Origin of the sequence: Nocardioides sp. Root240 (assembly GCF_001428825.1) — a bacterium.
GTDB lineage: Bacteria > Actinomycetota > Actinomycetes > Propionibacteriales > Nocardioidaceae > Nocardioides.
Genome location: NZ_LMIT01000002.1, coordinates 195,510 through 220,352 on the forward strand (window position 1 = coordinate 195,510; position 24,843 = coordinate 220,352).

Sequence of the window (24,843 nt, forward strand, 5' to 3'; positions counted from 1 at the left end):
CGGGTGATGGTCTGTTGCGCGCGGGGCCCCCGAGTGGGCACAAACCGCAGAAAAAACGGCCGAAAACTTGCGGTATGTGCCCACTCGAAGGGGTCCCTGCGTAGCCGATCACCGCCCGGCCGCAGCATTGCGCCGACGCTGCCGCAGCGCGACCCGCGGATGGGTCACTCGAGCCAGCTCCTGGCCCTGGTCAGTCCGTGATCTGCAGGTAGCGGCGCACCTGCGCCCAGACGTGCTCGGGGCTGATGCCCTCCTCGCCGATCAGCAGCGCGATGCTCAGCCCGTCGAGCAACGCCAGCAGACCGCGCGTCAGGTGCGGCACGTCCTCGAAGTCGAGCGCCTCCAGAAGGGACGACACGTCGTCGGCCCAGGCGCCGTCGTACTCGGCCTGCGCTGCCTTGAGGGCCGGCTCACGCCCGGCGCGCGGCCACAGCTCGGCCCAGACCAGCCATCGCGGGTCGCCGGTGTGCCGCGGCAGGTAGACCGCGCACATCTGCTCGAGCTTGTCGAGCGACGGGATGTCGGTCGCGAGGATCTCGGCGCGCTTCTCGGCCTCCGCGCCCTCGCACCAGCGCAACAGCTCCAGCAGGAGCCCGTCCTTGTTGCCGAAGTAGTACGACAGGTGGCCCGCGCTGGTGTCGAGGCGACGGCCCAGCTCCGAGAGGGACAGATCGGCCAGCCCGCGCTCGGAGAGGAGCGCCTGGGCCTCGGTGAGGATCCGTTCCCGCGCATCGCCGAGGCGTCGGTTCCTGCGGAACTCGGTGGTGCTCACCCCTTGACCTTAGCGGCCGCGGACCGCATAGTGATCCAGCACACGTTTGAAAGCCTTTCAAATTCGAGGAGTGACCATGGCTGTGTCCCAAGAGCCCGCGGAGCTGGCGCCGCCCGCCCAGACGGTGCGCCACCTGACGCCGGTGCTGGGCCTGGCAGGTGCCGTGCTGATGACGGTCTCGTGCATCACCCCGACCTCGAGCCTGTTCATCATCGTTCCGGAGGTCCTGGCCAGCCAGGGCAGCGGCGCGGTGATCGCCCTGGTCGTCGGCGTGGTGATCTCGGTGGCGGTCGGCGCGTGCTACGCCGAGCTGGGGACGCGCACGCCGTCGTCGGGCGGCGAGTACGCGATGATCACGCACACGCTGGGACGCACGCTGGGCTGGCTCACCTTCACCCTCACGGCGGCGCTGCTCGTGGTCATCCCGCCGATCATCGCCCTCGGTACGGCCGACTACCTCTCCTCGATCGTCACGGTCGACCGGGCTGCGGCAGGCGCCGTGGTGATGCTGCTCGCGACCTTCACCGCGATCCTCGACATGCGCTCGAACGCGTTCGTCACCGCCATCTTCCTCGGCATCGAGACCGTCGCCGCGACGGTCGTGGCCTACCTCGGCTTCACCCACGCCGAGCGCGGCGTCGGCTCGCTGCTGAAGCCGCACGCCCTCGACGGGAGCGGCGCGCTCAACCCCTACACGCTCGGCGTGCTCATGGCGGGGCTCGCCGTCGCGATGTTCGTGGTCAACGGGTTCGGCACGGCGTCGTACCTCGCCGAGGAGATCATCGAGCCGCGCAAGAACGTCGCGCGTGCGGTCTTCCTGTCGCTCTTCATCTCCGCCGTGATCATCATCGTGCCGACGGCCGCGGTGATCATCGGCGCCGGGTCGCTGACCGACCTGGGCGAGCTGGGCTTCCCCGACTTCGTCGAGGCCTGGGCCGGCTCCGACGTCGCCGCCGCGGTGAGCGTCGGCATCGCCATCGCGATCTTCAACGCCGTGATCGTGATGATGGTCCAGAACGGCCGGGTCATCTACGCCACCGGCCGCGACCGCACCTGGCCCGAGCCGATCAACAAGGCCCTGACCCGCATGCACCCGCGGTTCAACACGCCGTACGTCGCCACGCTGGTCGTCGGCGGTGCCGGAGCCCTGCTGGCCTACCTCGTCGACATCGAGGCGCTGCTCGGCGTCACCTCCGTCATCGTCTCCGTGGTCTTCATCCTGCTCGCGGTGGGCGCGCTGACCGTCCGGCGCACCCCGCACGCGGGCTGGCACATGCCGCTGTGGCCGCTGGCCCCGGTCGTCGTGATCGGCGCGCTGGGCTACGCCCTGCTCGGCTCGGCCGCCGTCGACCTCGTCATCACCGGCGTCATCGTCGTGGTGGCCCTCGCCTATGAGCTGCTCTACCTGCGTCCCCGTCGCGACGAGCGCTTCCTCGTCGACGCGCTGGAGGAGCGATGAGCGCCGAGGCAGCCGACCTGCTGCTCACCGGAGGGATCGTCCACACCCTCGACCCCGACCTGGGCGAGGCCGACTCGCTCGCCGTCCGCGACGAGCGCATCGTGTGGGTCGGTCGCCGCGCCGACGCGCCGGCCTGGGCGCTCGCCGCGACCGAGGTCCGCGACCTCGACGGCCGTGCCGTGCTGCCGGGCTTCGTCGACGCGCACAACCACGTGCGGCTCGGGTCCGACGACGCGTGCGTGCAGCTCGCCGGCGCGGACACGCTCGACGAGGTCGGTGCCCGCCTGCGGGCCTTCGCCGCCGCGCACCCCGGCACCGGCTGGGTGGAGGCCGAGGGCTACACCTACGCCGGGCTGACCGCCGGCGCGCACCCGACCCGGCAGATGCTCGACGAGCTCGTGCCGGACCGGCCCGTCGCCGTCCTCAGCTACGACGTCCACACGCTGTGGCTCAACACGCCCGGCCTCGCGGCGCTCGGCGTCGACGAGCCCGACCAGCCCTTCGGCACGGCCGAGCTCGACGCGGACGGCCGTCCGTCCGGCTTCGTCGTCGACTTCGCCGTGAAGGGGCTCTCGCGTGCCGGGCTCGCCGCGCTGCTCGAGCGCGGACTGCCGTGGGCGTCGCCGGAGCGGCAGTACCAGCGGCTGCTGGGCAGCCTCGACCAGGCCGCGCGGTGCGGCATCACCACGGTCGTGGAACCGCAGAACTCGCCCGACGACATCGCCCTCTTCGAGCGGGCGCGGCGCGAGGGCCGGCTGGGCCCGCGGGTCGTGCTCGCGATGTTCCACCCGATGGGCACCACTGCGCAGGAGCGCCGGGAGTTCGCGCGTCTCGCGACGTCGTACGACGACGACCGGCTCCGCGTGGGCCCGCTCAAGCTCTACATCGACGACGTCGTCGAGCCGCACACCGCGGCGCTGCACGAGCCCTACGCCGGCGAGTCCGAGCACCGCGGCGAGACCTACTACGACCCGTCGGAGTTCGCCGACCTGGTGGCCGAGCTCGACGCCGAGGGCTTCCAGCTGTTCGTCCACGCCACGGGCGACCGCGGCATCACCACCGTGCTCGACGCGGTCGAGAACGCCCGCGCCGTCAACGGCCCCCGCGACGCCCGGCACCAGGTCGTGCACGTGGAGTGCCTGCGGCGCTCGGACCTGCCCCGGTTCGCGGAGCTCGGCGTCGTCGCCTGCATGCAGCCGCGTCACGCCAGTCCCGAGATCGCCGGCCCGGGACATGCCTGGGCGGAGGCCGTGGGGGAGCAGCGCTGGCACCAGGCCTGGCCGTTGCGCTCGTTGCGCGACCACGGCGCGGTGCTGGCGTTCTCCAGCGACTGGAACGTGGCCGAGATGGAGCCGATGGTCGGCATCCAGTGCGCGGTGACGCGCGCGCCGCTGTCCGGTGGCGAGCCCTGGCAGCCGGAGGAGGCGGTCACGCTCCACGACGCGCTGCTCGGCTACACGACCGGGAGTGCCCGCGCGAACTTCTGCGAGGACGACCGGGGATCCCTGACCGTCGGCAAGTACGCCGACCTCGTGGTCCTCGACACCGACCCCTACGCCGTGGACGCGACCAAGCTCGCCGACGTCTGCGTGCTGGAGACGTGGGTCGGCGGTCGCCTCGTCCACTCCACCACCCACCACCACCTGGAGGAATCACCGTGAGCACCGGCTGGAGGATGCCTGCCGAGACAGAGCCCCACGACGCGACCTGGATGGCCTGGCCGGCCGGCTCGTACACGCTGGGCGAGTCGCCCGCCGAGGCCGACGAGGCCCGCCGTACCTGGGCAGCGGTCGCCAACGCCATCGCCGAGCACGAGCCCGTGCACGTGCTGGTCCCGCCGGCCGAGCGCGCCGCGGCAAGGAGCCTGCTCGCAGGCGAGGTCGAGCGTCACGAGGCGCCGCTGGACGACGCGTGGTACCGCGACATCGGCCCGACCTTCGTGCTCGGTCAGGATGCCGGCGGACCCGCGCTCGGCGCCGTCAACTGGGTCTTCAACGGCTGGGGCCAGCAGGACTGGGCCACGTGGGAGCTCGACGCCGTGGCCAGCGACGTCGCGACCGAGGCGTCCGGCGCCGTCCGGATCGACTCCTCCATGGTCAACGAGGGCGGTGGCATCCACACCGACGGACGCGGCACCTTCCTGGTGACCGAGACCGTCCAGCTCGACCCGTTCCGCAACCCCGGCTGGACGAAGGCCGACGTCGAGGCCGAGCTGGCCCGGACGCTCGGCGCGCGAGCCGTGATCTGGCTGCCGTGCGGCCTGACCCGCGACAACGAGCGCTACGGCACCCGCGGCCACGTCGACATCGTCGCCACCTTCACCGCGCCGGGGCGGGTGCTGCTCCACGAGCAGCGCGACCCCGCGCACCCCGACCACGCCGTCAGCCGCCGGCTCGCCGCCGTGCTCGAGGGGGCTCGCGACGCCGACGACAAGCCGATCGAGGTCACCTCGATCCCCGCCCCGAGCGGGCTCCGCGACGCCGAGGGCTGGGTCGACCACAGCTACGTCAACCACTACGTCGCCAACGGAGCCGTGATCGCGTGCGCCTTCGACGACGAGATCGACGCGGAGGCCCGGTCGATCCTCGCCGACGCCTACCCGGGCCGTCAGGTCGTCCAGGTCGACGCCCGCCCCCTCTTCGCGCGCGGGGGCGGCATCCACTGCATCACCCAGCAACAGCCCGCAGTCCCGAAGGAAGAATCATGAAGCTCATCACCGCGCCCGCGCTGCCCTCCCTCGCCCGCGTCGGCCCTGACCGCCCCGGGCGCAGCCTGACCGTCGGTGTCGTCCAGATGCACTGGCAGTGCGACGCCGACGCCCACACAGCGGCTCTCGCGGAGGGCGTCCGCCAGGCCGCCGGAGCGGGCGCACAGGTCGTGTTCCTGCCCGAGCTGACCCTGTCGCGCTACCCCGCCGACTACCGCCCCGAGGGCCGCGCGGCCGACCTCGCGGAGTCGATCGAGGACGGCCCGACCCGGGTGCTGGCCGAGAAGCTGGCCCGGGAGCACGGGGTGTTCGTGCACGCCTCGCTCTACGAGGAGGCGCCGGCCGCGGACGGCAGCGACGACGGCCTCGGCTACAACACCGCGATCCTGGTCAGCCCGGAGGGCACGCTCGCCGGCCGCACCCGGAAGGTGCACATCCCGGTGACCGAGGGCTACTTCGAGGACCTGTTCTTCCGCGGTGGTCCTGCCGAGGACGCCTACCCGGTCCACGTCGCCGACCTGCCCGGCTCGCCGCGGCTGGGCCTGCCGACCTGCTGGGACGAGTGGTTCCCCGAGGTGGCCCGTGCCTACTCGCTCGCCGACGCGGAGGTGCTGGCCTACCCGACGGCGATCGGCTCGGAGCCCGACCACCCCGACTTCGACACCCAGCCGCTGTGGCAGCAGGTCATCGTCGGCAACGGCATCGCCAACGGCCTGTTCATGTGCGTCCCCAACCGCTGGGGCGACGAGGGCCGGGTGAGCTTCTACGGCTCGTCCTTCGTGTCCGACCCGTACGGCCGGATCCTCGTGCAGGCGCCGCGCTCGGGCGACGCGGTCCTGGTCGCCACCCTGGATCTCGACCAGCGCACGGACTGGCTGGAGCTGTTCCCCTTCCTGGCGACCCGCCGCCCCGACACCTACGCGTCGTTGGTGGCGCCCCGATGAGCACGAACGAGGAGCACGAGATGGCCGCGCACACGCACGACACGATCATCGTCGGGGCCGGTGTCACCGGCCTCACCGCCGCCTGGCGACTGACGGAGTCCGGGCAGGACGTGGTCGTGCTCGAGGCGCGCGACCGCGTCGGCGGCCGGCTGCGGTCCGAGGACCACAACGGGTCCCCGTTCGAGATCGGCGGGCAGTGGGTCTCGCCTGACCAGGACGCGCTGATCGACCTGCTGGCCGAGCTCGGGCTCGAGACCTACGCCCGGCACCGCAGCGGCGACTCGCTGTACGTCGACCGGGCCGGCGAGGCGCACCGGTTCGCCGGCGAGGACCTCCCCGTCGGGGAGCTCACCGCCAAGGAGATCGACCGGGTCATCGGCGTCCTCGACGCGCTCGCCGCGCAGATGGAACCCGACCGACCGTGGGAGCACCCGCAGGCCGCCGAGCTCGACCGGACCACCTTCGCGCAGTGGCTCGACGCGCAGACCGACGACGTCGAGGCGCGCGACAACATCGCGCTCTACCTCGGGCCGGCAATGCTGACGAAGCCGACGTACGCCTTCTCGGCCCTGACGGCGGTGCTGATGGCGGCCAGCGCCGGCTCGTTCAGCCACCTCGTCGACGCCGACTTCATCCTCGACCGCCGGGTGGTGGGCGGCCTGGCCTCGGTGCCGGCCGAGCTGGCGGCCCGCCTCGGCGACCGGGTCCGCCTCGGCGCCGACGTGACCCACGTCGAGTGGGACGCCTCCGGTGCCACGGTCACGGTCGACGGTGTCCAGCTGCGGGCGGCTCACGTCGTGCTGGCCCTGCCGCCCACCCACGTCCGGCGGATCCGGATCACGCCCGAGCTGCCGGCGGAGCTGCGGCACGCGCGGGAGCACCAGTCGTTCGGCCTCGTGATCAAGGTGCAGGCCGAGTACGACACGCCCTTCTGGCGGGAGGCGGGACTCTCGGGCACGGGTTTCGCGCCGTACGGGCTGGTCCACGAGGTCTACGACAACACCCCCGCCGACGCGGCGACCGGCACCCTGGTCGGCTTCGTGTCGGACCTGTCGGCCGACGACCTGGGGCGCCTCGGCGACGAGGAGCGGCGGGCGCGCGTCCTGGCGTCCCTCGCGAGCTACTTCGGCGAGCGGGCCCTGGCTCCCCGCACCTACGTCGAGAGCGACTGGCAGCACCAGGAGCTCACCGGTGGCGCGTACGCGACCAGCTTCGACGTCGGCAGCCTGACCCGGTACGGCGCCGCGCTCCACACGCCCGTCGGACCGATCCGCTTCGGGTCGAGCGACGTGGCCGGGCTGGGCTTCCAGCACGTCGACGGCGCGGTCCGCGTCGGCGGCCGTCTCGCGCGGGAGATCCTGGCCGCGGGCGAGGGCGCCTGACGTGGGGTGACGGGGTGGTCGTGCGTACGCTCGAACCATGACGACGGCACCTGCGGACGTCGCGGTCCTCGAGCACCGCTTCGCGACCGCGCTCCCCGAGCTGGCGCTGCCGGTCGAGGCGGCGACCACCCCCGATCCGCGCATCGTGCTGCTCAACGTCCCGCTCGCCGAGGAGCTCGGCCTCGACCCCGAGCGGCTGGCCACCCCCGAGGGTCTCGGCCTGCTGACCGGAACCCGTCCGCCGACGGGGGCGACCCCGGTGGCACAGGCCTACGCCGGCCACCAGTTCGGCGGCTTCGCCCGGCTCGGCGACGGGCGCGCGCTGCTGATGGGGGAGCTCGTCGCCCCGGACGGCCGGCTGCGCGACCTGCACCTCAAGGGGTCCGGCCGCACCCGCTTCGCCCGCGGCGGTGACGGGCTGGCCGCGCTCGGGCCGATGCTGCGCGAGTACGTCGTCAGCGAGGCGATGCACGCACTGGGCATCCCGACCACCCGCTCGCTCGCCGTGGTCGCGACCGGGCGACGCGTGCAGCGCGAGGAGGCGCTGCCGGGGGCCGTGCTCGCGCGGATCGCCAGCAGCCACCTGCGGGTCGGCACCGTGCAGCTGGCGCGGGCGACCGACGACCCGGTCCTGCTGCGGCGGGTGGCCGACCTCGCGATCGAGCGGCACCACCCGCTCGCGGCCGAGGACCCCGCGCCGTACCTCGCCCTCTACCGCGCGGTCATCGCCGTGCAGGCGCGGCTCATCGCGCAGTGGATGCTGGTGGGCTTCGTCCACGGCGTCATGAACACCGACAACATGACCCTGTCGGGCGAGACGATCGACTACGGCCCGTGCGCCTTCCTCGACGCCTACGACCCGGCGACCGTCTACAGCTCGATCGACGAGGGCGGCCGCTACGCCTACGGTCGCCAGCCCGCCGCGGCGCACTGGAACCTGGCCCGGCTGGGTGAGGCGATGCTGCCGCTGCTCGACGACGACGAGGACCGCGCGGTCGCGCTGGCGACCGAGGCGCTGGCCACCTTCGGCTCCCTGTACGACGACGCGATGGCCTCGGGGTTGCGGGCCAAGCTCGGCCTGCCGGTCGGCACCGAGGCCGACGCACGCCGGATCGCCGGACCGCTCCTCGACCTGCTCGCGGCGAGCCACGTCGACCACACCACCTTCTGGCGGCACCTCGCGACGGCCGCCCGCGGTGACGCCGAGCCGGTGCGTGGCCTCTTCCTCGACCTGGCCGCCCTCGACGACTGGCTCACTGGATGGCGCGCACTGCGGCCCGACCCGGACGCGATGGACCGGGTCAACCCGGCGTACCTGCCACGCAACCACCTCGTCGAGGAGGCGCTGGCCGCCGCCGACGCGGGCGACCTCGCGCCGACCCAGCGCCTGCTCGAGGCGATCCGGGACCCGTACCGTCCGCGTCCCGGCTTCGAGCGGTACGCCGAGCCGGCGCCCGAGGACTTCGGCCGCTACCGCACGTTCTGCGGCACCTGACCGGTCGCCGGTCAGTCCTCCCCGAGTGCCCTGGCGACATCGGCCGGCGTCGCGTCCGCGTCGCTCGGGTCGGCCGCCGCGTCGATCCCGGTCACCGGACGCTCCGGCTGCTGGCGCGGGCCCTTGGGGCGGGCCACCGGTGACGGGTCGAGACCCAGCTCCTCGGTCACGTTGACCGGGCGGCTGGGATCGACCTCCACCTGGTGCGGCTCGACGGGCTCGACGGGGTCGACGTCGGTCGGCACGGGAGGGGCGGACTCGTGGTGGCCCGCGATGACCGACCGGACCGTCCGGACGGTGCCCTGGGCCAACCCGACGGCCGTGCCTGCGACGGTCGCCGGGACGTGCACGGCGGTAGCGGCGAGATCGGTCACCTTGCTGAGCTGGTCCTTGATTGCCACCTGGTTCTCCTCCTGGTCCTACGGGGTCGGCTCACGCCGCTCGGACCCCCGGTACCCCGCCCGACCCGTATGAAGCGGGCGCCGATGGCGAACGTGAGGACATGGTGAAACTCGCGATCGTCTACTACTCCAGCTACGGCACCGCCCACGCCATGGCCTCGCGCCTGGCCGAGACCGCCGAGAAGGCGGGCGCCGAGGTGCGCCTGCGACGGGTGCGCGAGACCGCGCCCCGTGAGGTGGTCGAGGGGGTGGAGGCCTGGGCCGCGCACGCCGCATCGGTGGCCGATCAGCCGGTCGCCGAGCCCGACGACCTCGCCTGGGCCGACGCGGTCGTCATGGGCTCCGGCACGCGCTACGGCCACGTGACCAGCCAGCTCCAGGCCTTCATCGACACCCTCGGCCCCCTGTGGCAGGAGGGCGCGCTGGAGGACAAGGTGTACGCCGCGTTCACGTCGAGCTCGACACCCCACGGCGGCCAGGAGTCGACGATCCTGGCCATGCTCACGACCTTCTGCCACTTCGGCGGGATCATCGTGCCGCCGGGCTACACCGACGACGTGAAGTTCCGCGACGGCAACCCCTACGGCGTCGGCGTGGTCACCGAGGGCCAGGAAGGCCTCACCGACACCGACCACGCCGCCCTCGACCACCTGGTCACGCGGGTGCTGACCGTGGCCGAGGGACTCCACCTCGGCTGACGCCGCCGGGCTCTGCCTCAGGCCATCTCGGGGACGTGCAGGTGTGCGTAGGCGAGGTCGAACTCGTGCACCTCGACGACGATCCCCGAGACCTCGGTCGCCAACCGCTCACGCAGCGTGTCGGCCGTCGTACGGCTGGCCGTCATCGCCTCCTCCGAGGCCCAGGCGGTCGTGATGCAGCACAGGCCGCCGAGCCGGTCGACCAGCATGCTGGCGCTGCAGAACCCGTCGACCTCCTCGAGCCGGGGGAGCAGGGCGGTGCGGAAGGTCTCCGCCATCGCGTCGACGTCACCGTCGAGCCAGCTGACCCGGCAGCAGGCTCCGTGGTGGGTGCGGTGCATGACGACGATCTCCCACGAGTCGACCTGCATCGACGCCCCCAACAGGTCGCGCCCGCGCTCGCGCACCGGCCGCAGCGAGCCGTCGCTGTCGGTCATCGCCTCCTCGGTGTCCCACGAGCTGGTGGCGATGCAGTAGCCGGTGGTGCGGTCGACCAGCAACGAGAGCCCGCGACAGCCCTCCGTGCCGGCGAGCTTCGGACCGGCCTCGTCCTCGACGAACCTGATGCCCGCCTCGATGCCTTCGGGTCTTCCGCGGAACGTGCTCGAGCGTGCGTACACGGCTCACTCCTCTCCAGGGGTGGGCGACGCCCGACCGGCGCCGCCGGTGCCTCCTGCCTACTCCTCCCGGAGCAGGAGCGCCATCCCTACCGGGCCGTAGGGTCGCGGCGCGTTCAGGCGTCGATCGGGCGCTCGTTGTAGGCGCCGGCGAGCTCCTGGCCGGTGAGCGCGTGGATGGCGTCCATGATCTCGTCGGTGGCCTCGCGGCGTGCCCTCCCGGGCGCGACGCCGTCGAAGCGGCCGGTGAAGTCGAGCGGCCTGCCGAACCGGACCGTCACCTTCGCCCGGCGCGGCCACCTCGAGTCGACCGGCTGCAGCGCGTCGGTGCCGATCAGCCCCACCGGGACCACGGGTACGCCGGCGGTCAACGCCAGCTGGGCGACCCCGGTCCGGCCGCGGTAGAGCCGCCCGTCGCGGGAGCGGGTGCCCTCCGGGTAGATGCCGAAGGCCTCGCCCCGCCCGAGCACCTCGAGCGCCACGTCGAGCGAGTTCAGGGCCGCCCGGGTGTCGGAGCGGTCGACCGGCACCATGCCGAGGCCCTCGAACCACGCCTTGCTGAGCCGTCCCTTGAGGCCGGAGCCCGTGAAGTACTCCGCCTTCGCCAGGAAGACGACCTTGCGCGGCGCCACGATCGGGATGACCACGCTGTCGGCGAAGCTCAGGTGGTTGCTCGCGAAGAGCACCGCGCCGTCCGCGGGCACGTTATCGACGCCCTCGATCGTGGGGCGCCAGAGGGCGCGCGCGAGGGGCGGAACGGTGGCGTGGAGGGCCGCGTAGAGCACGGCTCCACCCTAGGGCGTGTCGATGACGGGGAGATGACGCGTCCCGCCGGACCGGACGACCCCGCGGCTACCTGTTCGCACGGTAGGTGCTGAACTGCGCATCCATCCGTGCGTCCTGGCCCACGGTGAACTCGAACATGCAGGCGTCGTCGGAGTAGTCCATGAAGTTGTTGATCGGGTCGACGCCGCCGCTCCTGCAGGTGTCGCGACCCACCGGGCAGCCGAACGCGGCCGAGCGCTCGGGCGCGGTGTCGGCGACGTAGTCGCCGGTCTTGCTGCAGCCGCCCTGGAAGGTGTGGAACAGGCCCATCCAGTGGCCGATCTCGTGGGTCGCGGTGTCCCCGAGGTTGTACGGCGCCGCCGATCCGCCGGGCACGGACGAGAACAGCAGCACGACGCCGTCGTCCTTGGGGTTCGACGCGTACGACGCCGGGAAGGTCGCCCAGCCGAGCAGGTCGGAGCCCGGGTTGGCGGAGTAGACGTTGAGGTCGTCGGCGCTGCCGAGGCGCAGGGCGGTCTTCATCGCGGTCTCGGCCGCGGTGCCGGGCTCGGCGACGTACCACGACGCATTGGTCGTGCGGTCGGTGCTGACCAGGCGGAAGGACCATCCCCAGGGTGCGTAGGCGTTGTTGAGCACGCTGATCTGGCTGTTGATCTGGCTGTCGGGGATGTCGCCGTTCGCGATCCCGCTGCCGTTGTTGATGACGTGCCAGTGCACGTCGATGACGCCGCCCGTGACGGCCGGCGTGCCACCGCCACCGCCCGGCGGCTTCCCGAGCGCCGCCTTCGCCTGCGCGTTGCCCTTGGCCAGCAGGGCCGCCTCGCGTGCGTACGCGTCGTCGACGTTGGCCTCGTGGCCCCGTCCGTGTGCGCCGGAGGTGGTGCGTGCCCCCGCCGGGTCGAAGCACGGGACGTCGTCGGCGGCGTGGGCGCTGGTGCTCCCCGGGGTGGCCGCCCCGGTCAGCACCGCGCTGAGCAGCGCGACGGATCCTGCGATGGCGGCAAGGCGGCGGCGACGGACCATGGTTGCTCCCAGGCGCGAGAAGGGGCCGGATCGGCAGGACTCGAGGCTAGACCTGCGGAGGTCGGCGCGTCGAGAGCCGTGGGCGGACCCGGGTTGGGAGTTGGCACATCGGCCGGTCTTTGGGACCGTGGTGGGCATGAACCTCAGCAGGACCTGGATGGTGCGCGGCGGCGCCGGCGTCGCGCTCGCCGTCATCTCGGGTGCATGGGCCCTGAGCATCGCCGCGACCGGCGGCCCCTCCGCGCACGGTCGCGACGACAACGTCGCCCCCGAGTCGTCGGTCGCTCCCGCCGCCGACCCGACCCCCGAGGAGGGGGAGGACCCGCTGCCGCAGGACGCTGCGTCGACGGCGCCGACAGGCGCCGTACCGGCGCTGGAGACCGCGGCGGGCGAGGCGACCGACGAGGCCACCGACATCGTGGTCATCGACCCCGCGACGGGCGAGCCCGTGGTCGAGCCGTCGTCCAAGCCGTCGAAGCCGAAGCCGCCGCGGGACACCCCGACGAGCAAGCCGACGCCCCAGCCGACGCCGACGCCGACTCAGCCCTCGCCGACGCCCACCCAGCCGCGCAACGAGTGCACCGACCTGGTCTCGGGCCTCAACTGCATCCTGGCGCCGATCACGAAGCGTCCCTGACGGCTTCGGCCGCAGGACGCCCGGACCGTCGGCGCCGGTCCCACCAGGCCGCACCGGTGACCACCACCAGCACGAGCAGGCCGCCGGCGATCTCGTCGACGACGTAGTGCTCGGCGTAGTAGACCAGCGAGAACAGCATGCTCGCGGGGTAGAGCAGCACGCTCCAGCGCCACGGGTTGCGGAAGTGCGTGATCACCCACCACGCGATGAAGATCGCGAGCGCGGAGTGCAGTGACGGCATCGCGGCGACCTGGTTGCCGATCGAGGACAGGTCCTGCTGCGCCGTGGTCGCCTGGCTCGCCGTCGTGGAGCGCGCCGAGGCGGTCAGGTCGAACCAGCCGCGGCCGGTGATCCGGGCGACGTCGCTGCTGAGGTAGCCGTCGCGCGCGGCCATCCACGGCGGCGCCATCGGGTAGAGGATGTAGCCCGCGACCGAGAGCAGCATGATCGCCAGGTAGCGCCGCATGTAGCCGACCCACGCCGTGCGGTTCCGCTTCCACAGGACGGCACCGATGGCGAGGGCCGCGAAGAAGTGCGAGTAGTAGACGGTGGTCAGCACCACGTCGTACCAGCGCGGGGGCATGGACTGCCGGCACGGGACACCGCACAGGTGCGCCTGCAGGAACTCCGTCGGCAGCGTCCCGCCGAACAGCCACCGGTCGGCGTCGACCGGCCACGAGTAGCTCACGCTGAGGATGCCGAGGTTGTCGGAGACCCCGCGGCTGTAGAGGTAGAGCAGCAGGACGGCGAACGGCGGCCACCAGTCCCGCAGGAACGCCAGGTGCTCCCGGACCGGACGTCGCACGTCCCAGGCCACCGTCGCCAGCCACAGGATGATGACCACCTGGTAGCCCTGCCGGGGGAGGCCGTTGACCTGCATGTAGGCCGCCAGGCCCACCACGAAGACCGCCACACCCGCCACGCGGGCCAGGTCCACCCGCGGCAGGCTCGTGCCGACCGCTTCCGCTTCGCCGCCTGTCATCACACCTCCGGGAGGGAGGTTAACGGGCGGTGACGACAGGCGCGGCACGGCAGGGTCCGCTGTCCCGCGCCCGCGATTACCTCAACAGATTTATTCAACGCGCTGTTCACGTTATGCTCCGCGGGTGACTTCGTCGTCCCCTGCCTTCGCTCCGCGCCGTCCCGGCCTCCTCATGCCGCTCGCCGTCCGCATCGGTGCCGTGTCCTGGATGCCGCGGCTGCTGCCGGCCATCGTCCGCACCGACAAGGCGCTCCAGGGTGCGACGGGCGGTCGACTGACGATCCTGGACGTGGCCGGGCTGCCGAACCTGATGCTCACGACCATCGGTCGCAGGTCGGGCCAGCCCCGCAGCAACCCGCTGCTCTGCGTGCCCGACGGCGACCGGATCCTGATCGCCGGTTCCTACTTCGGCGGTCCCAAGGAGCCCCTGTGGGTCAAGAACCTCGAGGCGAACCCCGCGGTCACCGCTCGGTACGCCGGTCGGGTGCACCAGCTCACCGCCCGGCGCCTCGACGGCGCGGAGCGAGCCAGGGCGTGGCGCACGATGGTCGACACGTGGCCCAACTTCACCCGCTACGAGCAGCGCACGCAGCGCGAGATCAAGGTCTTCGAGCTGGTGCCGCGCAGCTGAGGCTGGGCGCGGCGCGCCGGGAGCCGCTCAGTCCCGGGGCTGCCAGCCCACCCGATAGGCGGCGCAGACGACCGAGACCTGCGACCTCATCTCGAGCTTGGCCAGGATGGACTTGATCTGGCTGCGCACCGTGGCCTCGACGACCACACGGGAGCGGGCGATCTCCCGCACCTGCGCGCCCTTCATCAAGGCTTCGAGGACCTCGGACTCGCACGTCGTCAGGCGCGCCAGCCGGGACCGGAGCAGGTACTCCTCGTCGCGCCGGTCGAGAGCCTCGGCCATCAGGGCCTCGCGCTGCGCCTGGGGCATCAGCGGCAGGCCCTGGTGGATCCGCCGAGCGGTGTGGGCCACCTCGCTCACCGAGCAGGTCTTGTGCAGGACGTGCTTCGCGCCCTGGCGGAGCGCCTCGCCCCACAGGGCCCGGTCGAGGGACTCGGTCAGCAGGACCACCGACGCGCCCGATGCCGTCAGCGGCGCGACCAGCCGGATGCCGTCCCCGACGCGTCCCAGGTCCTGCTCGAGAAGGACGAGTCGCCCCGCGCTGCGCAGGGCAGCGGCGAGGACGGCGGCCATCGACACGTCCGACGGATCGAAGCGGATCGCCGTGGCGAGGTAGCCCTCCTGCTCCAGGGTCAGCGCGAGGGAGTCGGCGAAGAGCAGGTGGTGGTCGATGATGGTGATCCGCAACGGACGCCGGCTCGCGGTCTCTGGCTCGGGGAGACCTCCGGACGCGACGAGGTGGCGCGGATCTGGATGCGCAGAGACGAGCGTGTCGGACATCGGACCCCCAGTGGGCAGCATGCAGACGGCTCGCGGGGTCCGGGCGAGGTGTTGGTTGACCTTTCTACCATCCGCCGGCGCGGGGGAACCAGCGAAATGTCTGGACCGGATGGCAAAATTTCGCCGGCTCGCTGCGTCCGCCGGGCGCGCCGGCGGCCCGGTCGTCACTCGCGGGCGAGCCGCTCCATCGTCAGGACGCGATCGATCACCTGTCGGGCGGTCTCCCTGACCGCGAGGTTGTGCCGGCGGCTGTAGTCGCGCAGCAGCTGGAAGGCCCGGTCGATGTCGACGCCCGAGCTCGCCATCACCACGCCCTTGGCCTGCTCGATCAGGACGCGGCTGTCGAGTGCGGACTGGAGCTGCTCGGCGATCAGCCCCGACTGCCGGACGGCGCGCTCCTGGAGCAGGCCGATGGTGGCGATGTCGGCCAGTGCCTGCCCGATCGCCACGTGGTCCTCACTCAGCCGGGAGTCGGCCACGCAGAACAGGTTCATCGCGCCCACGACCGAGTCGCGCAGCCGCAGCGGGATCGCGTGGGCGGACTGGAAGCCGACCTCCGCGAGGGCGGCGGTGAAGTGCGGCCAACGCGCCCGGGACGCCTCGGCGCCGACGTTGACGACGGCGTGGCCCGTCTGGAGGCAGTCGAGGCACGGGCCTTCGTCGTTCTGCAGCTCGAACAGCTCGAGGAGCTGGGCACGGTCGCTCGTGGAGGCGACGACGTGCATGACGTCGTGGGCGTCGATCAGGATGACGCCCGCGGCATCGGCGCCGAGGAGCTCGACGCTGCGCTCGGTCAGGGTGGACAGGAAGTCCAGGGCGTCGAACTCGTCGACCAGCGTGTCGGCGAGCTCGACGAACACGCGGGTCAGGCGTTGCTCGCTGGTCATGGCCTCCACCTCTCCGACGAACGCACAGGCGTCCGGCCAAGCTGACACTGGTCACCCATCGTCGCCCTCCTCGGGGTCAATGTGTAGTCGGCCCGACAGAATCGCGCGCGCGACGTCGAGGAGCGGACGCTCCGTCGCGTAGGCGTGCGCGCGCATCAGCAGCAGCGCCTCGGCCATGCCGACCGATGCCGTGACCGAGAGGAACCCGGTGGCCTGGTGGACCTCCGCCCGGTAGCCCACCGGCTCACCCAGGTCGGGGTGCAGGATGCCGTTCTGCCCCACCTGGCCCTGCAGGTCGAGCAGGACCGCCACACCCGCTTCGGCATAGGCACGAGCCGTCCCGGCCTGGTCGTCGTCCAGGCGTTCGGATGACGATCGGTACAGGCACAGGCTTCCGAGCCGGATGCCGCCCACCTGGAGGGGAAGGGCGGTCACGGCCCGGACACCTGCAGCGACGGCGGCGGAGGCGAACCCGGGCCACCGCGCCAGTGCGTCGATGCCCAGGTCGTCGTGGACCACCGTGCGGCCGGTGCGGGAGGCGTCCAGGGCGGGACCCTCGCCGAGGTCGAACTGCAGCTCCTCGAGCTGGGTGGCGAGGGGACCCGATGCGCCCAGCACGGCCTGGTGCCCGTCGTCGTTCATCAGTGCCATGCCGACGCCGGCCGTCCGGACCGTCTCGGCGCAGTCGATGCACAGCAGCTCGGGGAGGGATCGCCCGGCCTCGTCGGGCGCGCTGATGGCAGCAAGGATCTGCGTCACCGTTCTCACGCTTCCGCCCCTCGGGCTGCAGGAGTTGCTTCGAGTCGAAGTGGTCTCGGGGTCCTGCCAGGTGGGGCCGCTGTCTCGGTGGATCGGGTCTGGCCGGGAGAACTCCTCCAGCCTAGACCGGTGGCCGAGCCTCGCCGGTGTGCCGCGCGGTCGGGGCGGTCGCTGGTCAGGACGACGGGGCGACCAGGACACTGAAGGTCACGGCGGCGGTGCCCGATGCGTCCGCGACGGCGGTGAGGCCGCCCCGGGTGCCCGCGGGGACCGGGCCGCCGCTGTCGCCGAGCACGCCCGTGATGTGTCCCGACCCGGTGCCGGTGGCCGCGGAGCGCTGGACGACACCGCCCGGGAGGGTCCATCCGGTCGAGTCGGTGCTCTTGTCGGCCCAGTAGCTCACCAGCCATCGGGTCGCGTCCGGCGCCGACACCGCAGGGGTGACGTGGCTGGTCGCTGCGGTCGACTGGACGGCGACGGCGCTGTCGCCGATGGGCTGGGTGAGGTGGACACCGCGGTACGCCGCCACGGTCAGCACGCTCTTGGCGTAGCCGCTGGAGGTGACCGTCACCGGACTGCCCGCGTCGGAGGTGCCGGCGATGCGGACGTAGAGGCGCCCCGCGGCCTTCGTGCCGGCGTCGGCGTTCTCGATCTCGGTCCAGCCCGCCGGTGCGGGGTAGCTCGGCGTCGTCGTGTTCGCGACGAGGAAGGCCAGCAGCAGGTCGCCCGGCTGGACCGCCGCCGGCACCGTGGTGCGATGGCTGAGCCGGTTCCCCGCCGTGGATGCGCTCGCGACCGCGGCGATCGGTGAGGCCGCGCCGGCCGGCTGCGCGGTCCGGGTCGTCGTCCCGGTGAGCTCGCCGTCGGTCACGGTCAGGGAGACCGTCACCGGGCCGCCGGCCGCGTAGGTGTGGGTGGTCGTCGGTCCCGCCTGGCCCTGCTGGCCGTCGCCGAAGTCCCAGGCGTATCCCTGGACCGAGCCGTCGCTGTCGGTCGACGCGGTCGCGTCGAAGGCACAGCTCAGCCCGGAGCACGTGACGTTGAAGGACGCGGTGGGCGCTGCGTTGACCGGCGGCGGGATCGCCGGCCCCTGGTAGAGGAACATCGCGCGGGAGGACCATCCTGACCCCGTCGGGGCGATCGTCGTGGCGGTGCCCGCCACGGCGCCGTGTGCACTCCACTGGGCCCGGCTGAGGGACCCGTTGGACGCGGCGAAGTAGAGCTGTCCACCGGCCACGAAGGCCCCGCGCATGCTGCTGTAGCTCACGCCGGTCACCGAGTTCACCGCGAACCGCTGCTGCCCGACGACGCCGGACTCGGGTTCGAAGCCCCGGCGGAACAGCTGCGAGGAACCGAGCTCGGTGAAGTAGATCCACCCACGGTCGTAGAAGAGGGTCGTGATCAGCGGGACGTCGCCGTTGTGCCAGTCGTCCTGGTAGACCAGCTGGTCGGCGGTGTCGATCGTGACGGCCGTGCCGTAGGTGGTTCCGTCGAAGGTCCGCCGGGTCAGCGTCCGGTTGGCGTAGGCGGTGTACAGGTCGCCGTCGACCATGAACGCGCCCACGCTCGTTCCCCAACCCGTTCCGTTGGGAGCATCGCTCGACGACGTCACCTGGTTGCCGTCGAAGCCGCGGCGCAGGAGCTGGGACTGCGAGGTCGCGACCCGGAAGACGTCACCGGGCAACGTGGCGTCCTGGGTCGGCGGGAGCACCCGACCGGACGAGAGTGGCAGGAAGGCGACCTTGCGGTGGGTCTCGCCGGCGAAGACGTCGGTGTCGGAACCGACGAACAGGCCGGCGGACGTCGCGACCATGTCGCGGACGCCGGCGCCCAGGGTGCGCGTGGGGTTCCACGAGTAGGGCATGCCCGTGCGGGTGCTGAGTGCGGCGATCCCGGGCCGCGAGACGGCGCCCTCGTCGGCGGCGTCACCGCGGGCCGGGTTGTTCTGCCAGCGCTGGTGGCCGCCGGCGTAGACCACGTCGTCGGTCACCTCGATCGTCCACGTCGTGTCCCCGCCGGTGTAGGCGGTCCACGTCGGTGTCACGGCGGCCCCGCTCGCCGACGCCTCGAACCGCGTGACGACGTCACACCCGCTGGTGCCCGCCATGCTGGCGGCATAGCCGCCGTAGGCGCCCGTGGTCGAGACGACGAAGAAGCGACCGTCCGGGCTCCAGTTGACGTCGGTCATGTAGGTCTCGAACGACGCGCTGCAGGGCGACTCGAACTGGGTGGTGCGGAAGTCGGCGAGGGTGGCCGCGTCGGTGCCGAGGTCGAGGACGGCCAGCTGGTGCCGGCGCACGCCGTCCACGGTGTCGAAGTTGCCGATCGCCACCAGGCGGGTCCGCGCGGGGTTCAGGGCGATCTTGAGCACGTTGGTGACCGAGTCCGCCCGATGGACGCCCGCGATCACCCGGTCGTAGTACGCGTCCACGACCCCGGTCGACGCATCGACCGTCGCCAGGGCCCGGCGGGCCTTGCCCTGGACATGGGTGAACTTGCCCGCGAGCCACAGTCGGGAGCCGCTCAGCGCGAGGTCCCGCACCGAGCCGTTCAGGGTGCCGGTCTGGAACTGCGCGATCCGGCTGCCGGAGGCGATGTCGGCGCGGAAGAGGTTGCTGACGCTCACCGTCGACCCGCCCGAGGTGATGGTGCCGAACGAACCGCCGACGTACACCGACTGCCCGTCCGCGGCCGACTCCAGGGCGTAGACCGTGCCGTTCGGGTCGGGGGCGAAGCCGGTGCTGACCTGGCCGGTGGCGGCGTTGAAGGCGAAGAGGTTGCGACGGGGGATGTCGGTCGTCGTACCGGCGTTGCGCACCCGGGTGAAGCTCCCGCCGACCACGATGACGTCGCCGACCTGGGTCATCGAGAACACCGCACCGTCCATGACGTGGGGTGTGAAACCGGCCGGGTCGTCGTCGACGATCCGGCCCGACTGGGGCGCCGCGACGGTCACGGCCGCGGCCGCCGCACGGTTGGGTGCCGCTGCCGGCGATGCCGTTGCGGGGACCAGCAGGCCGTTGATCACGGCCGTACCGATCAGCAGGGAGAGGATGGTGAGGCGTGCGGTCACGCTCCCATCTGACACCTCGCGCAGAGCCCGGGAATGCCCCATTTTGGGGGACTTCCGGGCCGGATGGCCCACGGATCAGTAGGCGCCGTCGCCCCTGCAGACCGCGGTGACCGTTCGAGCCAGGATCTGCAGGTCGAGCGCCCAGGACCAGTCGTCGACGTAGCGCAGGTCGAGGCGCACCGACTCCTCCCAGGAGAGGTCGGAACGGCCGGACACCTGCCACAGCCCGGTGATGCCGGGGTGCACCGCCAGGCGGTGGCGGACGTCGGGGTCGTACTGCAGCACCTCGGCGGGCAGTGCGGGCCGGGGGCCGACGAGGGACATCTGGCCGAGCGCCACGTTGAGCAGCTGGGGCAGCTCGTCGAGCGAGGTCCGTCGCAACCACCGCCCGAGCCGGGTGATCCGCGGGTCGTCGCGGATCTTGAACAGGGGGCCGCTGGCCTGGTTGGCCCGGGCCAGCGCTGCCCGCGTCGAGGCGGTGTGGGCGGTCATGGTCCGCAGCTTCCACATCGTGAAGCGGGTGTCGTCCTTCCCGACGCGCGTGTGCCGGTAGAACGCGGGCCCGTCCGAGTCGAGCCGCACCGCGACGGCGAGCAGGGCCAGCAGCGGGGCGAGCGCCAACAGCGCCAGCAGTGCGACGAGCCGGTCGAGGGCTCGCTTCGCCGTGTAGGAGGCGGCGAGCCGGCGCGGGCGCCCGACGCGGAGCAGGGGCAGGTCGTCGAGGTCGAACGAGGTCCGGCCGGGAGCCGGGAGGGGCGAGATCCCGGTCCACACCAGCGTCTCGAGGCCTGCGGCGTCGAGGGACCACTGGAGCCGGCGCAGCTCGGCGGCGTCCAACGACGGATCCGGAGCGACGAGCACGGCGTCGGCATCGCAGGCACGAGCGAGCCCCACGCAGGTCTGCAGACCGGTGGTCGTCGGGCCCGGGACAGGACCGCACGGGCCGGTGTCGACCACGCACGCGCCGAGGACCCGGAAGCGACCGGCGCCGGCCTGGGCGAGCTGGGCCAGCAGGTTGGTCACGCTGCCGCTCGAACCGACCGCCACCACGCGATGGACCGGCCCGAGCCCCACGACGGGGAGACCACGTTCCGCAGCGGTGGCCAGGCAGGCGCGGCTCCCGATGCCCAGGACCGCCGTCCCGACGCTGAGGGCCAGGGCGCCGAGGGGCAGGAGTGGTCGCTCGGCCGCCGCGGTGAGCAGGAGGAGGGGAGTGGGAACGACGAGGGCGACCAGCCCGACCCGGCGTGCGCGGGCCCACGGCGGGCCCGGGAGCCGGTAGTCGCCCGTCGTCGAGATCGCGAGCGGCCAGGCCAGCGCGAACAGGACCGCGAGGTGCGGTGACAGCCCGATCGGGCCGGCCGTCGCCAGCGCGCCCCCCAACAACGCCGCCGCCGCGTCCCCCGCGGGGAGCACCCGGCTCGCGCGGAGGACCGTCGGCGCGGCCCGGTCCCGCCCGGCGGTGGCGGGGACGGCGATGCCGCGTGACGGAAGGACCGTCATCGGCGTACCAGCTCGTCGATCATGGCCTCGAAGCGCGCCATGGCGGGCGATGCAGGGCGGTCCTGGGGCGGGGCGTGGCCCACGAGCGCGGCCAGGTGCAGCCGCGCGCGGAGCTGGTGGAGGTCGTTCGCCGTCGTCACCACTCCCCGGCCCCCGAGGAATCGTGCGAAGCGGAGCTGGTGGTCGTCCACGTGCTCGCCGAGCCTCGGGTCACGGGGGACGACCACGGGCACGTGCCCGCGGTCGCGCGCGTCCATGATCGTGCCGGGCCCGCCGTGGGTCACCACGGCGTCGGCAGCGTCGAGGAGTCGAGCGATGCCGTCCGCGCCCAGCATCGCTCGCCCCGGGAGCCCGGGCGGGAGTGGCGTTGCGCCGTGCTGGACGTGGAACCGGAAGCGGCCCTCGAGGTGAAGCTCCGCCGACCAGTGGACGAGACGGTCGAAACGGTGGTGGTCGGTGCCCAGGAAGACGGCGACGAGCGGGGGTTGCGCGCTCACCACAGGCCCCCGAGGACGACGGAGGAGCGGTACAGGTGCTGCTGCTCCTGCCACTGGACGAGGAAGAGATCGGTCGTGGGCCGGCACAGGCGCGCCGTCAGGGTCCGCGTCTCGATCCGGTCGTAGACCTCGAGGTACACCGTCACGCTGCGTCGCCGGCTGCGCAGCCAGAAGTAGGGGACGGCCAGGGCGGCGCCGGTGGAGACGATGACGTGGGGGTCGGTGCGAGCGAGCACGCCGCGGGCCTGGATCGTGTTGCGCAGCAGGTTCCTCGCGTTGCGTGTGGTCGGGTGGTGTGCCCACGTGACGTCCTCGCCGTCGAGCTTCGCGACGGCGTCCTCGGTGTCGAAGGTCACCCAGTGGCGGTCGTGCTTCTCCCACCACGGACGCAGGCACATCAGCTGGGCGAGGTGGCCTCCGGATGAGGAGACCAGCAGCAATCGCATGGTGGCTCCCGGGCGTCGCGATGGAGTGGTCGGGCTCCGACCCTAGGGACCCGGGAGGACCGCACGCATGCCCGAATTGCGGGATCGCCGCGGCGGGATTCAGCCCGTCGGGGGCCGCCATCCGACCTTGTACGCCGCCCCGACCGCCGCCAGCTGCGAGCTGAGCTCGAGCTTGGACAGGATCGACTTCACCTGGGTGCGCACCGTCGCCTCGGAGACCACGCTCTGCGCGGCGATCTCGCGGACCTGCACGCCGCCCATCAAGGCGCCGAGGACCTCCATCTCGCGCCGGGTCAGCTGGTCGAGACGGGCCCGGATGGCGTCGTCCTCGCCGTGCCCGTTCACGACCTCCGCGACCAGCTGGTTGCGCTCGTCCCGTCCCATCAACGGCAACCCGTCGCGCGCCCTACGGACGGTGGCGGTCATCTCGTCGAGGGGGCAGGTCTTGGCGAGGACGGCCTTCGCGCCACGTCGTACGCACTCCCCGCGCCAGTGGTGGTCCACGCTGCCGGTCACGACGATGACCGTGATGCCGTTGCTCGCCAGGGGCGCGATCAACCGCATCCCGTCACCGACGTGCCCCAGCTCGAGGTCCAGCAGCACGACGCTCGGCCGGCCGCGCAGCACCGACGCGAGGACGCTGGCCAGCGTGGTGTGGAGGTCGGACAGGTCGATCCGCCGCACCTGGTAGCCCTCGGACTCCAGGGTCATCGCGACCGACTCCCCGAACAGCGCGTGATCGTCCACGATGGTCACGCGCACCGCGGCCCTGGGCCCGCTCATCCAGCCAGCCCGAAGGGCTCGTGGAGGGGCGGCGCGGGGGCCTGGTCCGCGATCCTCAGCGTCACGATGAAGGCGGCACCGCGACGCCCGGCCCTTCGGTCGTGCCGGAGCTGGCCTCCGAGCTCGTGGGCCAGTCGCTGTGCCCGCTGCAGGCCGATCCCTTCGCCCGGGGAGGACTCGGACCGGGCCTCCCACTGGAAGAGCCGGTCCTCCACGTCCGGTGCGACCCCGGGGCCCCTGTCGGAGACCCGGATCTCGATGTCGGCGTCCGTGGCGGTGACGTCGATCGCCGTACCCTTGCCGCCCGCGTGGCGGGCCGCGTTGGCGAGCAGCACGTTGACGATCTCGCTGACCGCGTCGTGCCGCCCGATGACGCGGTGACCGGACCGCGACCAGTCCACCTGGTGCCCCTGCGCGCCCTGGGCGAGGACGAGCGGCTCGATCAGCTCGTCGACGTCGACCTCGGTGATCTCCTCCGCGACGTGCTGCGTCATCCGGCGGTCGAGCCGCGCAGCCTCCGCGTCGACCATCTGCTGCAGCGCCACGCGACGAGGCCCGGGCGGAACCCTTCCGCTCGCGAGGAGATGGGCGCCCGCGACGATGCCGGCGGTGGCCGACCGGACCTCGTGGACGACCTCTCGGTCGTGCCGCACGGTCGCCTCGGCCACGGCTGCCCGCTGCTGGAGGTGGTGGCCGTGTGCCTCCTGGCGACGGAGGGACTCGAGCAGCAGCGCGATCGAGGTGGTCGCCAGGAGGGCGCTGGCGACCACGACACCGACCACGGAGACGACGGGCGGCGAGGACGCCTCGATCGCCGAGGCCCAGAGTCGCGCGAGGAAGTACGCCCCCACCCCGAGGGTGATCCGGGCGCTGGCCGCCCGCGGCAGGTCCGAGCGCATCGTCGCGATGCAGACGACCGCCGTCAGCAACGCGATCAGCGCGAGCAGGAGGCCGTCGAGGAGGGACCCCGGCCGGAGGAACGGCGTCGGGTCGATGACGAGCAGCAGCGACCGGACCGCCAGCACGACGGTGCCGAGCAGGAGCCCGGTCAGCAGGGGGTTGCGCTGCGGCGGGCGGCCGGGTCGGCACCCGATCAGGACGAGGGCGGCCACGACGAGGACGGTCAGGAGGTGCCCGTCGGAGATCCGGTACGCGTACCCGCTGCGCCCCGGATCGGCCACCGCGACGACCACCAGCGGGAGGTCCTGGATCATCATCAGGGTCGCGACGGTCGCCAGGTTCGCGCGGGTGCCGCAGTGCGTCGCGCGGGCGTCGACGGACAGGACCAGCGCGCTCCCCAGCAGGACCAGGTCCGCGAGGACCGTGCACACGTGACCGGCGAGGGCCGCCGGGTGGGCGGCGGTGGCCTCCAGCAGGAGGATGGCGTAGGGGTGCAGCATCAGGGCAGCCAGCAGCAGCGACCATCCGAGCGGCCCGTGGGCACTTCGAGGTCGCGGGGGTGCTTGCTGACGGCGTGTCGTCCCGAGGACCCGCCCCACGCGGGTCATGACTCGGCCGTCCCGAAGGCCTGCCATGTGGCGATTATGCGGGTGCAGGGGAGCGCAGGGCGAAGGAACTTCG

24 protein-coding genes are annotated in these 24,843 nt (G+C 72.6%); 9 read left to right on the top strand and 15 right to left on the bottom strand.

Annotated elements, in window-relative coordinates:
- Positions 1-190: 190 nt before the first annotated feature.
- Positions 191-772, bottom strand: coding sequence for a TetR/AcrR family transcriptional regulator (locus ASE20_RS03975; protein WP_056893245.1), 582 nt, complete (start codon positions 770-772; stop codon positions 191-193).
- Positions 773-848: 76 nt separating this feature from the next.
- Between ASE20_RS03975 and ASE20_RS03980 the strand changes: the two genes are divergently transcribed.
- Genes ASE20_RS03980 through ASE20_RS04005 form a run of 6 tightly spaced genes read left to right on the top strand, consistent with a single transcriptional unit; the run spans position 849 to position 8,759 of the window.
- A complete protein-coding gene (locus ASE20_RS03980; protein WP_056893246.1) occupies positions 849-2,231 on the top strand; it encodes an APC family permease in 1,383 nt (460 codons plus the stop codon).
- The gene (locus ASE20_RS03985) at positions 2,228-3,892 is read left to right on the top strand and encodes an amidohydrolase (protein ID WP_056893247.1); all 1,665 of its coding nucleotides are present in this window, start codon (positions 2,228-2,230) and stop codon (positions 3,890-3,892) included. Before ASE20_RS03980 ends, ASE20_RS03985 begins: the two co-directional genes overlap by 4 nt.
- Positions 3,889-4,938, top strand: coding sequence for an agmatine/peptidylarginine deiminase (locus ASE20_RS03990; RefSeq protein ID WP_225869207.1), 1,050 nt, complete (start codon positions 3,889-3,891; stop codon positions 4,936-4,938). The genes ASE20_RS03985 and ASE20_RS03990 overlap by 4 nt, the downstream gene beginning before the upstream one ends.
- Positions 4,935-5,882, top strand: a complete 948-nt coding sequence (locus ASE20_RS03995) for a nitrilase-related carbon-nitrogen hydrolase (RefSeq protein WP_056893248.1) — start codon at positions 4,935-4,937, stop codon at positions 5,880-5,882. The genes ASE20_RS03990 and ASE20_RS03995 overlap by 4 nt, the downstream gene beginning before the upstream one ends.
- Positions 5,879-7,264 (top strand): flavin monoamine oxidase family protein, encoded by a 1,386-nt coding sequence (locus tag ASE20_RS04000; RefSeq protein ID WP_225869208.1) that lies wholly within the window; start codon positions 5,879-5,881, stop codon positions 7,262-7,264. Before ASE20_RS03995 ends, ASE20_RS04000 begins: the two co-directional genes overlap by 4 nt.
- Positions 7,265-7,301: 37 nt before the next feature.
- Complete coding sequence (locus ASE20_RS04005; RefSeq protein ID WP_056893249.1) at positions 7,302-8,759, top strand: protein adenylyltransferase SelO; 1,458 nt, start codon at positions 7,302-7,304, stop codon at positions 8,757-8,759.
- An 11-nt stretch (positions 8,760-8,770) separates the two neighbouring features.
- On the opposite strand, the gene ASE20_RS04010 is transcribed toward ASE20_RS04005, so the two are convergent.
- Entirely contained in the window at positions 8,771-9,160 is a 390-nt protein-coding gene (locus tag ASE20_RS04010; RefSeq protein WP_056893250.1) for a hypothetical protein, read from the bottom strand.
- A 101-nt stretch (positions 9,161-9,261) separates the two neighbouring features.
- On the opposite strand from ASE20_RS04010, the gene wrbA reads away from it, so the two are divergent.
- Positions 9,262-9,858, top strand: a complete 597-nt coding sequence (gene wrbA, locus ASE20_RS04015; RefSeq protein ID WP_056893251.1) for an NAD(P)H:quinone oxidoreductase — start codon at positions 9,262-9,264, stop codon at positions 9,856-9,858.
- 17 nt (positions 9,859-9,875) lie between these two features.
- Here wrbA and ASE20_RS04020 read toward each other — a convergent pair whose 3' ends face one another.
- The 3 genes from ASE20_RS04020 to ASE20_RS04030 all read right to left on the bottom strand — a co-directional run bounded on the left by ASE20_RS04020 (position 9,876) and on the right by ASE20_RS04030 (position 12,284).
- Positions 9,876-10,478 carry a hypothetical protein gene (locus tag ASE20_RS04020; protein WP_056893252.1) on the bottom strand — a complete coding sequence of 201 codons (603 nt, stop codon included), beginning with the start codon at positions 10,476-10,478 and terminating at the stop codon, positions 9,876-9,878.
- A 113-nt stretch (positions 10,479-10,591) separates the two neighbouring features.
- Positions 10,592-11,260, bottom strand: coding sequence for a lysophospholipid acyltransferase family protein (locus ASE20_RS04025; RefSeq protein ID WP_056893253.1), 669 nt, complete (start codon positions 11,258-11,260; stop codon positions 10,592-10,594).
- Between the two features lie 67 nt (positions 11,261-11,327).
- Positions 11,328-12,284 (bottom strand): zinc metalloprotease, encoded by a 957-nt coding sequence (locus ASE20_RS04030; RefSeq protein WP_056893254.1) that lies wholly within the window; start codon positions 12,282-12,284, stop codon positions 11,328-11,330.
- 136 nt (positions 12,285-12,420) lie between these two features.
- On the opposite strand from ASE20_RS04030, the gene ASE20_RS04035 reads away from it, so the two are divergent.
- Entirely contained in the window at positions 12,421-12,921 is a 501-nt protein-coding gene (locus ASE20_RS04035) for a hypothetical protein (RefSeq protein ID WP_056893255.1), read from the top strand.
- Here ASE20_RS04035 and ASE20_RS04040 read toward each other — a convergent pair.
- Entirely contained in the window at positions 12,905-13,903 is a 999-nt protein-coding gene (locus tag ASE20_RS04040; protein ID WP_082612134.1) for a phosphatase PAP2 family protein, read from the bottom strand. The genes ASE20_RS04035 and ASE20_RS04040 overlap by 17 nt on opposite strands.
- Before the next feature lie 124 nt (positions 13,904-14,027).
- On the opposite strand from ASE20_RS04040, the gene ASE20_RS04045 reads away from it, so the two are divergent.
- Positions 14,028-14,534, top strand: coding sequence for a nitroreductase family deazaflavin-dependent oxidoreductase (locus tag ASE20_RS04045; RefSeq protein ID WP_200952711.1), 507 nt, complete (start codon positions 14,028-14,030; stop codon positions 14,532-14,534).
- Between the two features lie 27 nt (positions 14,535-14,561).
- On the opposite strand, the gene ASE20_RS04050 is transcribed toward ASE20_RS04045, so the two are convergent.
- The 9 genes from ASE20_RS04050 to ASE20_RS04090 all read right to left on the bottom strand — a co-directional run bounded on the left by ASE20_RS04050 (position 14,562) and on the right by ASE20_RS04090 (position 24,662).
- Positions 14,562-15,314, bottom strand: a complete 753-nt coding sequence (locus ASE20_RS04050; protein WP_162261036.1) for a response regulator transcription factor — start codon at positions 15,312-15,314, stop codon at positions 14,562-14,564.
- A 164-nt stretch (positions 15,315-15,478) separates the two neighbouring features.
- Positions 15,479-16,201, bottom strand: a complete 723-nt coding sequence (locus tag ASE20_RS04055) for a GAF and ANTAR domain-containing protein (RefSeq protein ID WP_056893259.1) — start codon at positions 16,199-16,201, stop codon at positions 15,479-15,481.
- A gap of 51 nt (positions 16,202-16,252) precedes the next feature.
- A complete protein-coding gene (locus ASE20_RS04060; RefSeq protein WP_056893260.1) occupies positions 16,253-16,960 on the bottom strand; it encodes a GAF and ANTAR domain-containing protein in 708 nt (235 codons plus the stop codon).
- Positions 16,961-17,135: 175 nt separating this feature from the next.
- Positions 17,136-20,033: a PKD domain-containing protein gene (locus ASE20_RS04065; protein WP_056893261.1), complete on the bottom strand. Its 2,898-nt coding sequence runs from the start codon at positions 20,031-20,033 to the stop codon at positions 17,136-17,138.
- Positions 20,034-20,108: 75 nt separating this feature from the next.
- Complete coding sequence (locus ASE20_RS04070) at positions 20,109-21,536, bottom strand: exopolysaccharide biosynthesis polyprenyl glycosylphosphotransferase (RefSeq protein ID WP_056893262.1); 1,428 nt, start codon at positions 21,534-21,536, stop codon at positions 20,109-20,111.
- Positions 21,533-22,033, bottom strand: a complete 501-nt coding sequence (locus tag ASE20_RS04075) for a glycosyltransferase (RefSeq protein WP_157538644.1) — start codon at positions 22,031-22,033, stop codon at positions 21,533-21,535. The genes ASE20_RS04070 and ASE20_RS04075 overlap by 4 nt, the downstream gene beginning before the upstream one ends.
- Entirely contained in the window at positions 22,030-22,479 is a 450-nt protein-coding gene (locus ASE20_RS04080) for a polysaccharide biosynthesis protein (RefSeq protein WP_056893264.1), read from the bottom strand. The genes ASE20_RS04075 and ASE20_RS04080 overlap by 4 nt, the downstream gene beginning before the upstream one ends.
- Positions 22,480-22,578: 99 nt before the next feature.
- Entirely contained in the window at positions 22,579-23,262 is a 684-nt protein-coding gene (locus tag ASE20_RS04085) for a response regulator (protein ID WP_056893265.1), read from the bottom strand.
- On the bottom strand, positions 23,259-24,662 hold the full coding sequence (locus tag ASE20_RS04090; RefSeq protein ID WP_056893266.1) for a sensor histidine kinase: 1,404 nt from the start codon (positions 24,660-24,662) through the stop codon (positions 23,259-23,261). The genes ASE20_RS04085 and ASE20_RS04090 overlap by 4 nt, the downstream gene beginning before the upstream one ends.
- Positions 24,663-24,843 lie beyond the last annotated feature (181 nt).

What these genes read in the sequence shown, in the direction of transcription:
- ASE20_RS03980 (WP_056893246.1), top strand. Translation starts at nt 849, where the DNA reads ATGGCTGTGTCCCAAGAGCCCGCGGAGCTGGCGCCGCCCGCCCAGACG.
- ASE20_RS04005 (WP_056893249.1), top strand. Translation starts at nt 7,302, where the DNA reads ATGACGACGGCACCTGCGGACGTCGCGGTCCTCGAGCACCGCTTCGCG.
- ASE20_RS04055 (WP_056893259.1), bottom strand. Translation starts at nt 16,201, where the DNA reads ATGACCAGCGAGCAACGCCTGACCCGCGTGTTCGTCGAGCTCGCCGAC.
- ASE20_RS04090 (WP_056893266.1), bottom strand. Translation starts at nt 24,662, where the DNA reads ATGCTGCACCCCTACGCCATCCTCCTGCTGGAGGCCACCGCCGCCCAC.
- ASE20_RS03995 (WP_056893248.1), top strand. Translation starts at nt 4,935, where the DNA reads ATGAAGCTCATCACCGCGCCCGCGCTGCCCTCCCTCGCCCGCGTCGGC.
- ASE20_RS04035 (WP_056893255.1), top strand. Translation starts at nt 12,421, where the DNA reads ATGAACCTCAGCAGGACCTGGATGGTGCGCGGCGGCGCCGGCGTCGCG.
- ASE20_RS04080 (WP_056893264.1), bottom strand. Translation starts at nt 22,479, where the DNA reads ATGCGATTGCTGCTGGTCTCCTCATCCGGAGGCCACCTCGCCCAGCTG.
- ASE20_RS04000 (WP_225869208.1), top strand. Translation starts at nt 5,879, where the DNA reads ATGAGCACGAACGAGGAGCACGAGATGGCCGCGCACACGCACGACACG.
- ASE20_RS04070 (WP_056893262.1), bottom strand. Translation starts at nt 21,536, where the DNA reads ATGACGGTCCTTCCGTCACGCGGCATCGCCGTCCCCGCCACCGCCGGG.
- ASE20_RS04040 (WP_082612134.1), bottom strand. Translation starts at nt 13,903, where the DNA reads ATGACAGGCGGCGAAGCGGAAGCGGTCGGCACGAGCCTGCCGCGGGTG.
- ASE20_RS04085 (WP_056893265.1), bottom strand. Translation starts at nt 23,262, where the DNA reads ATGAGCGGGCCCAGGGCCGCGGTGCGCGTGACCATCGTGGACGATCAC.
- wrbA (WP_056893251.1), top strand. Translation starts at nt 9,262, where the DNA reads ATGGTGAAACTCGCGATCGTCTACTACTCCAGCTACGGCACCGCCCAC.
- ASE20_RS03985 (WP_056893247.1), top strand. Translation starts at nt 2,228, where the DNA reads ATGAGCGCCGAGGCAGCCGACCTGCTGCTCACCGGAGGGATCGTCCAC.
- ASE20_RS04030 (WP_056893254.1), bottom strand. Translation starts at nt 12,284, where the DNA reads ATGGTCCGTCGCCGCCGCCTTGCCGCCATCGCAGGATCCGTCGCGCTG.
- ASE20_RS04050 (WP_162261036.1), bottom strand. Translation starts at nt 15,314, where the DNA reads ATGTCCGACACGCTCGTCTCTGCGCATCCAGATCCGCGCCACCTCGTC.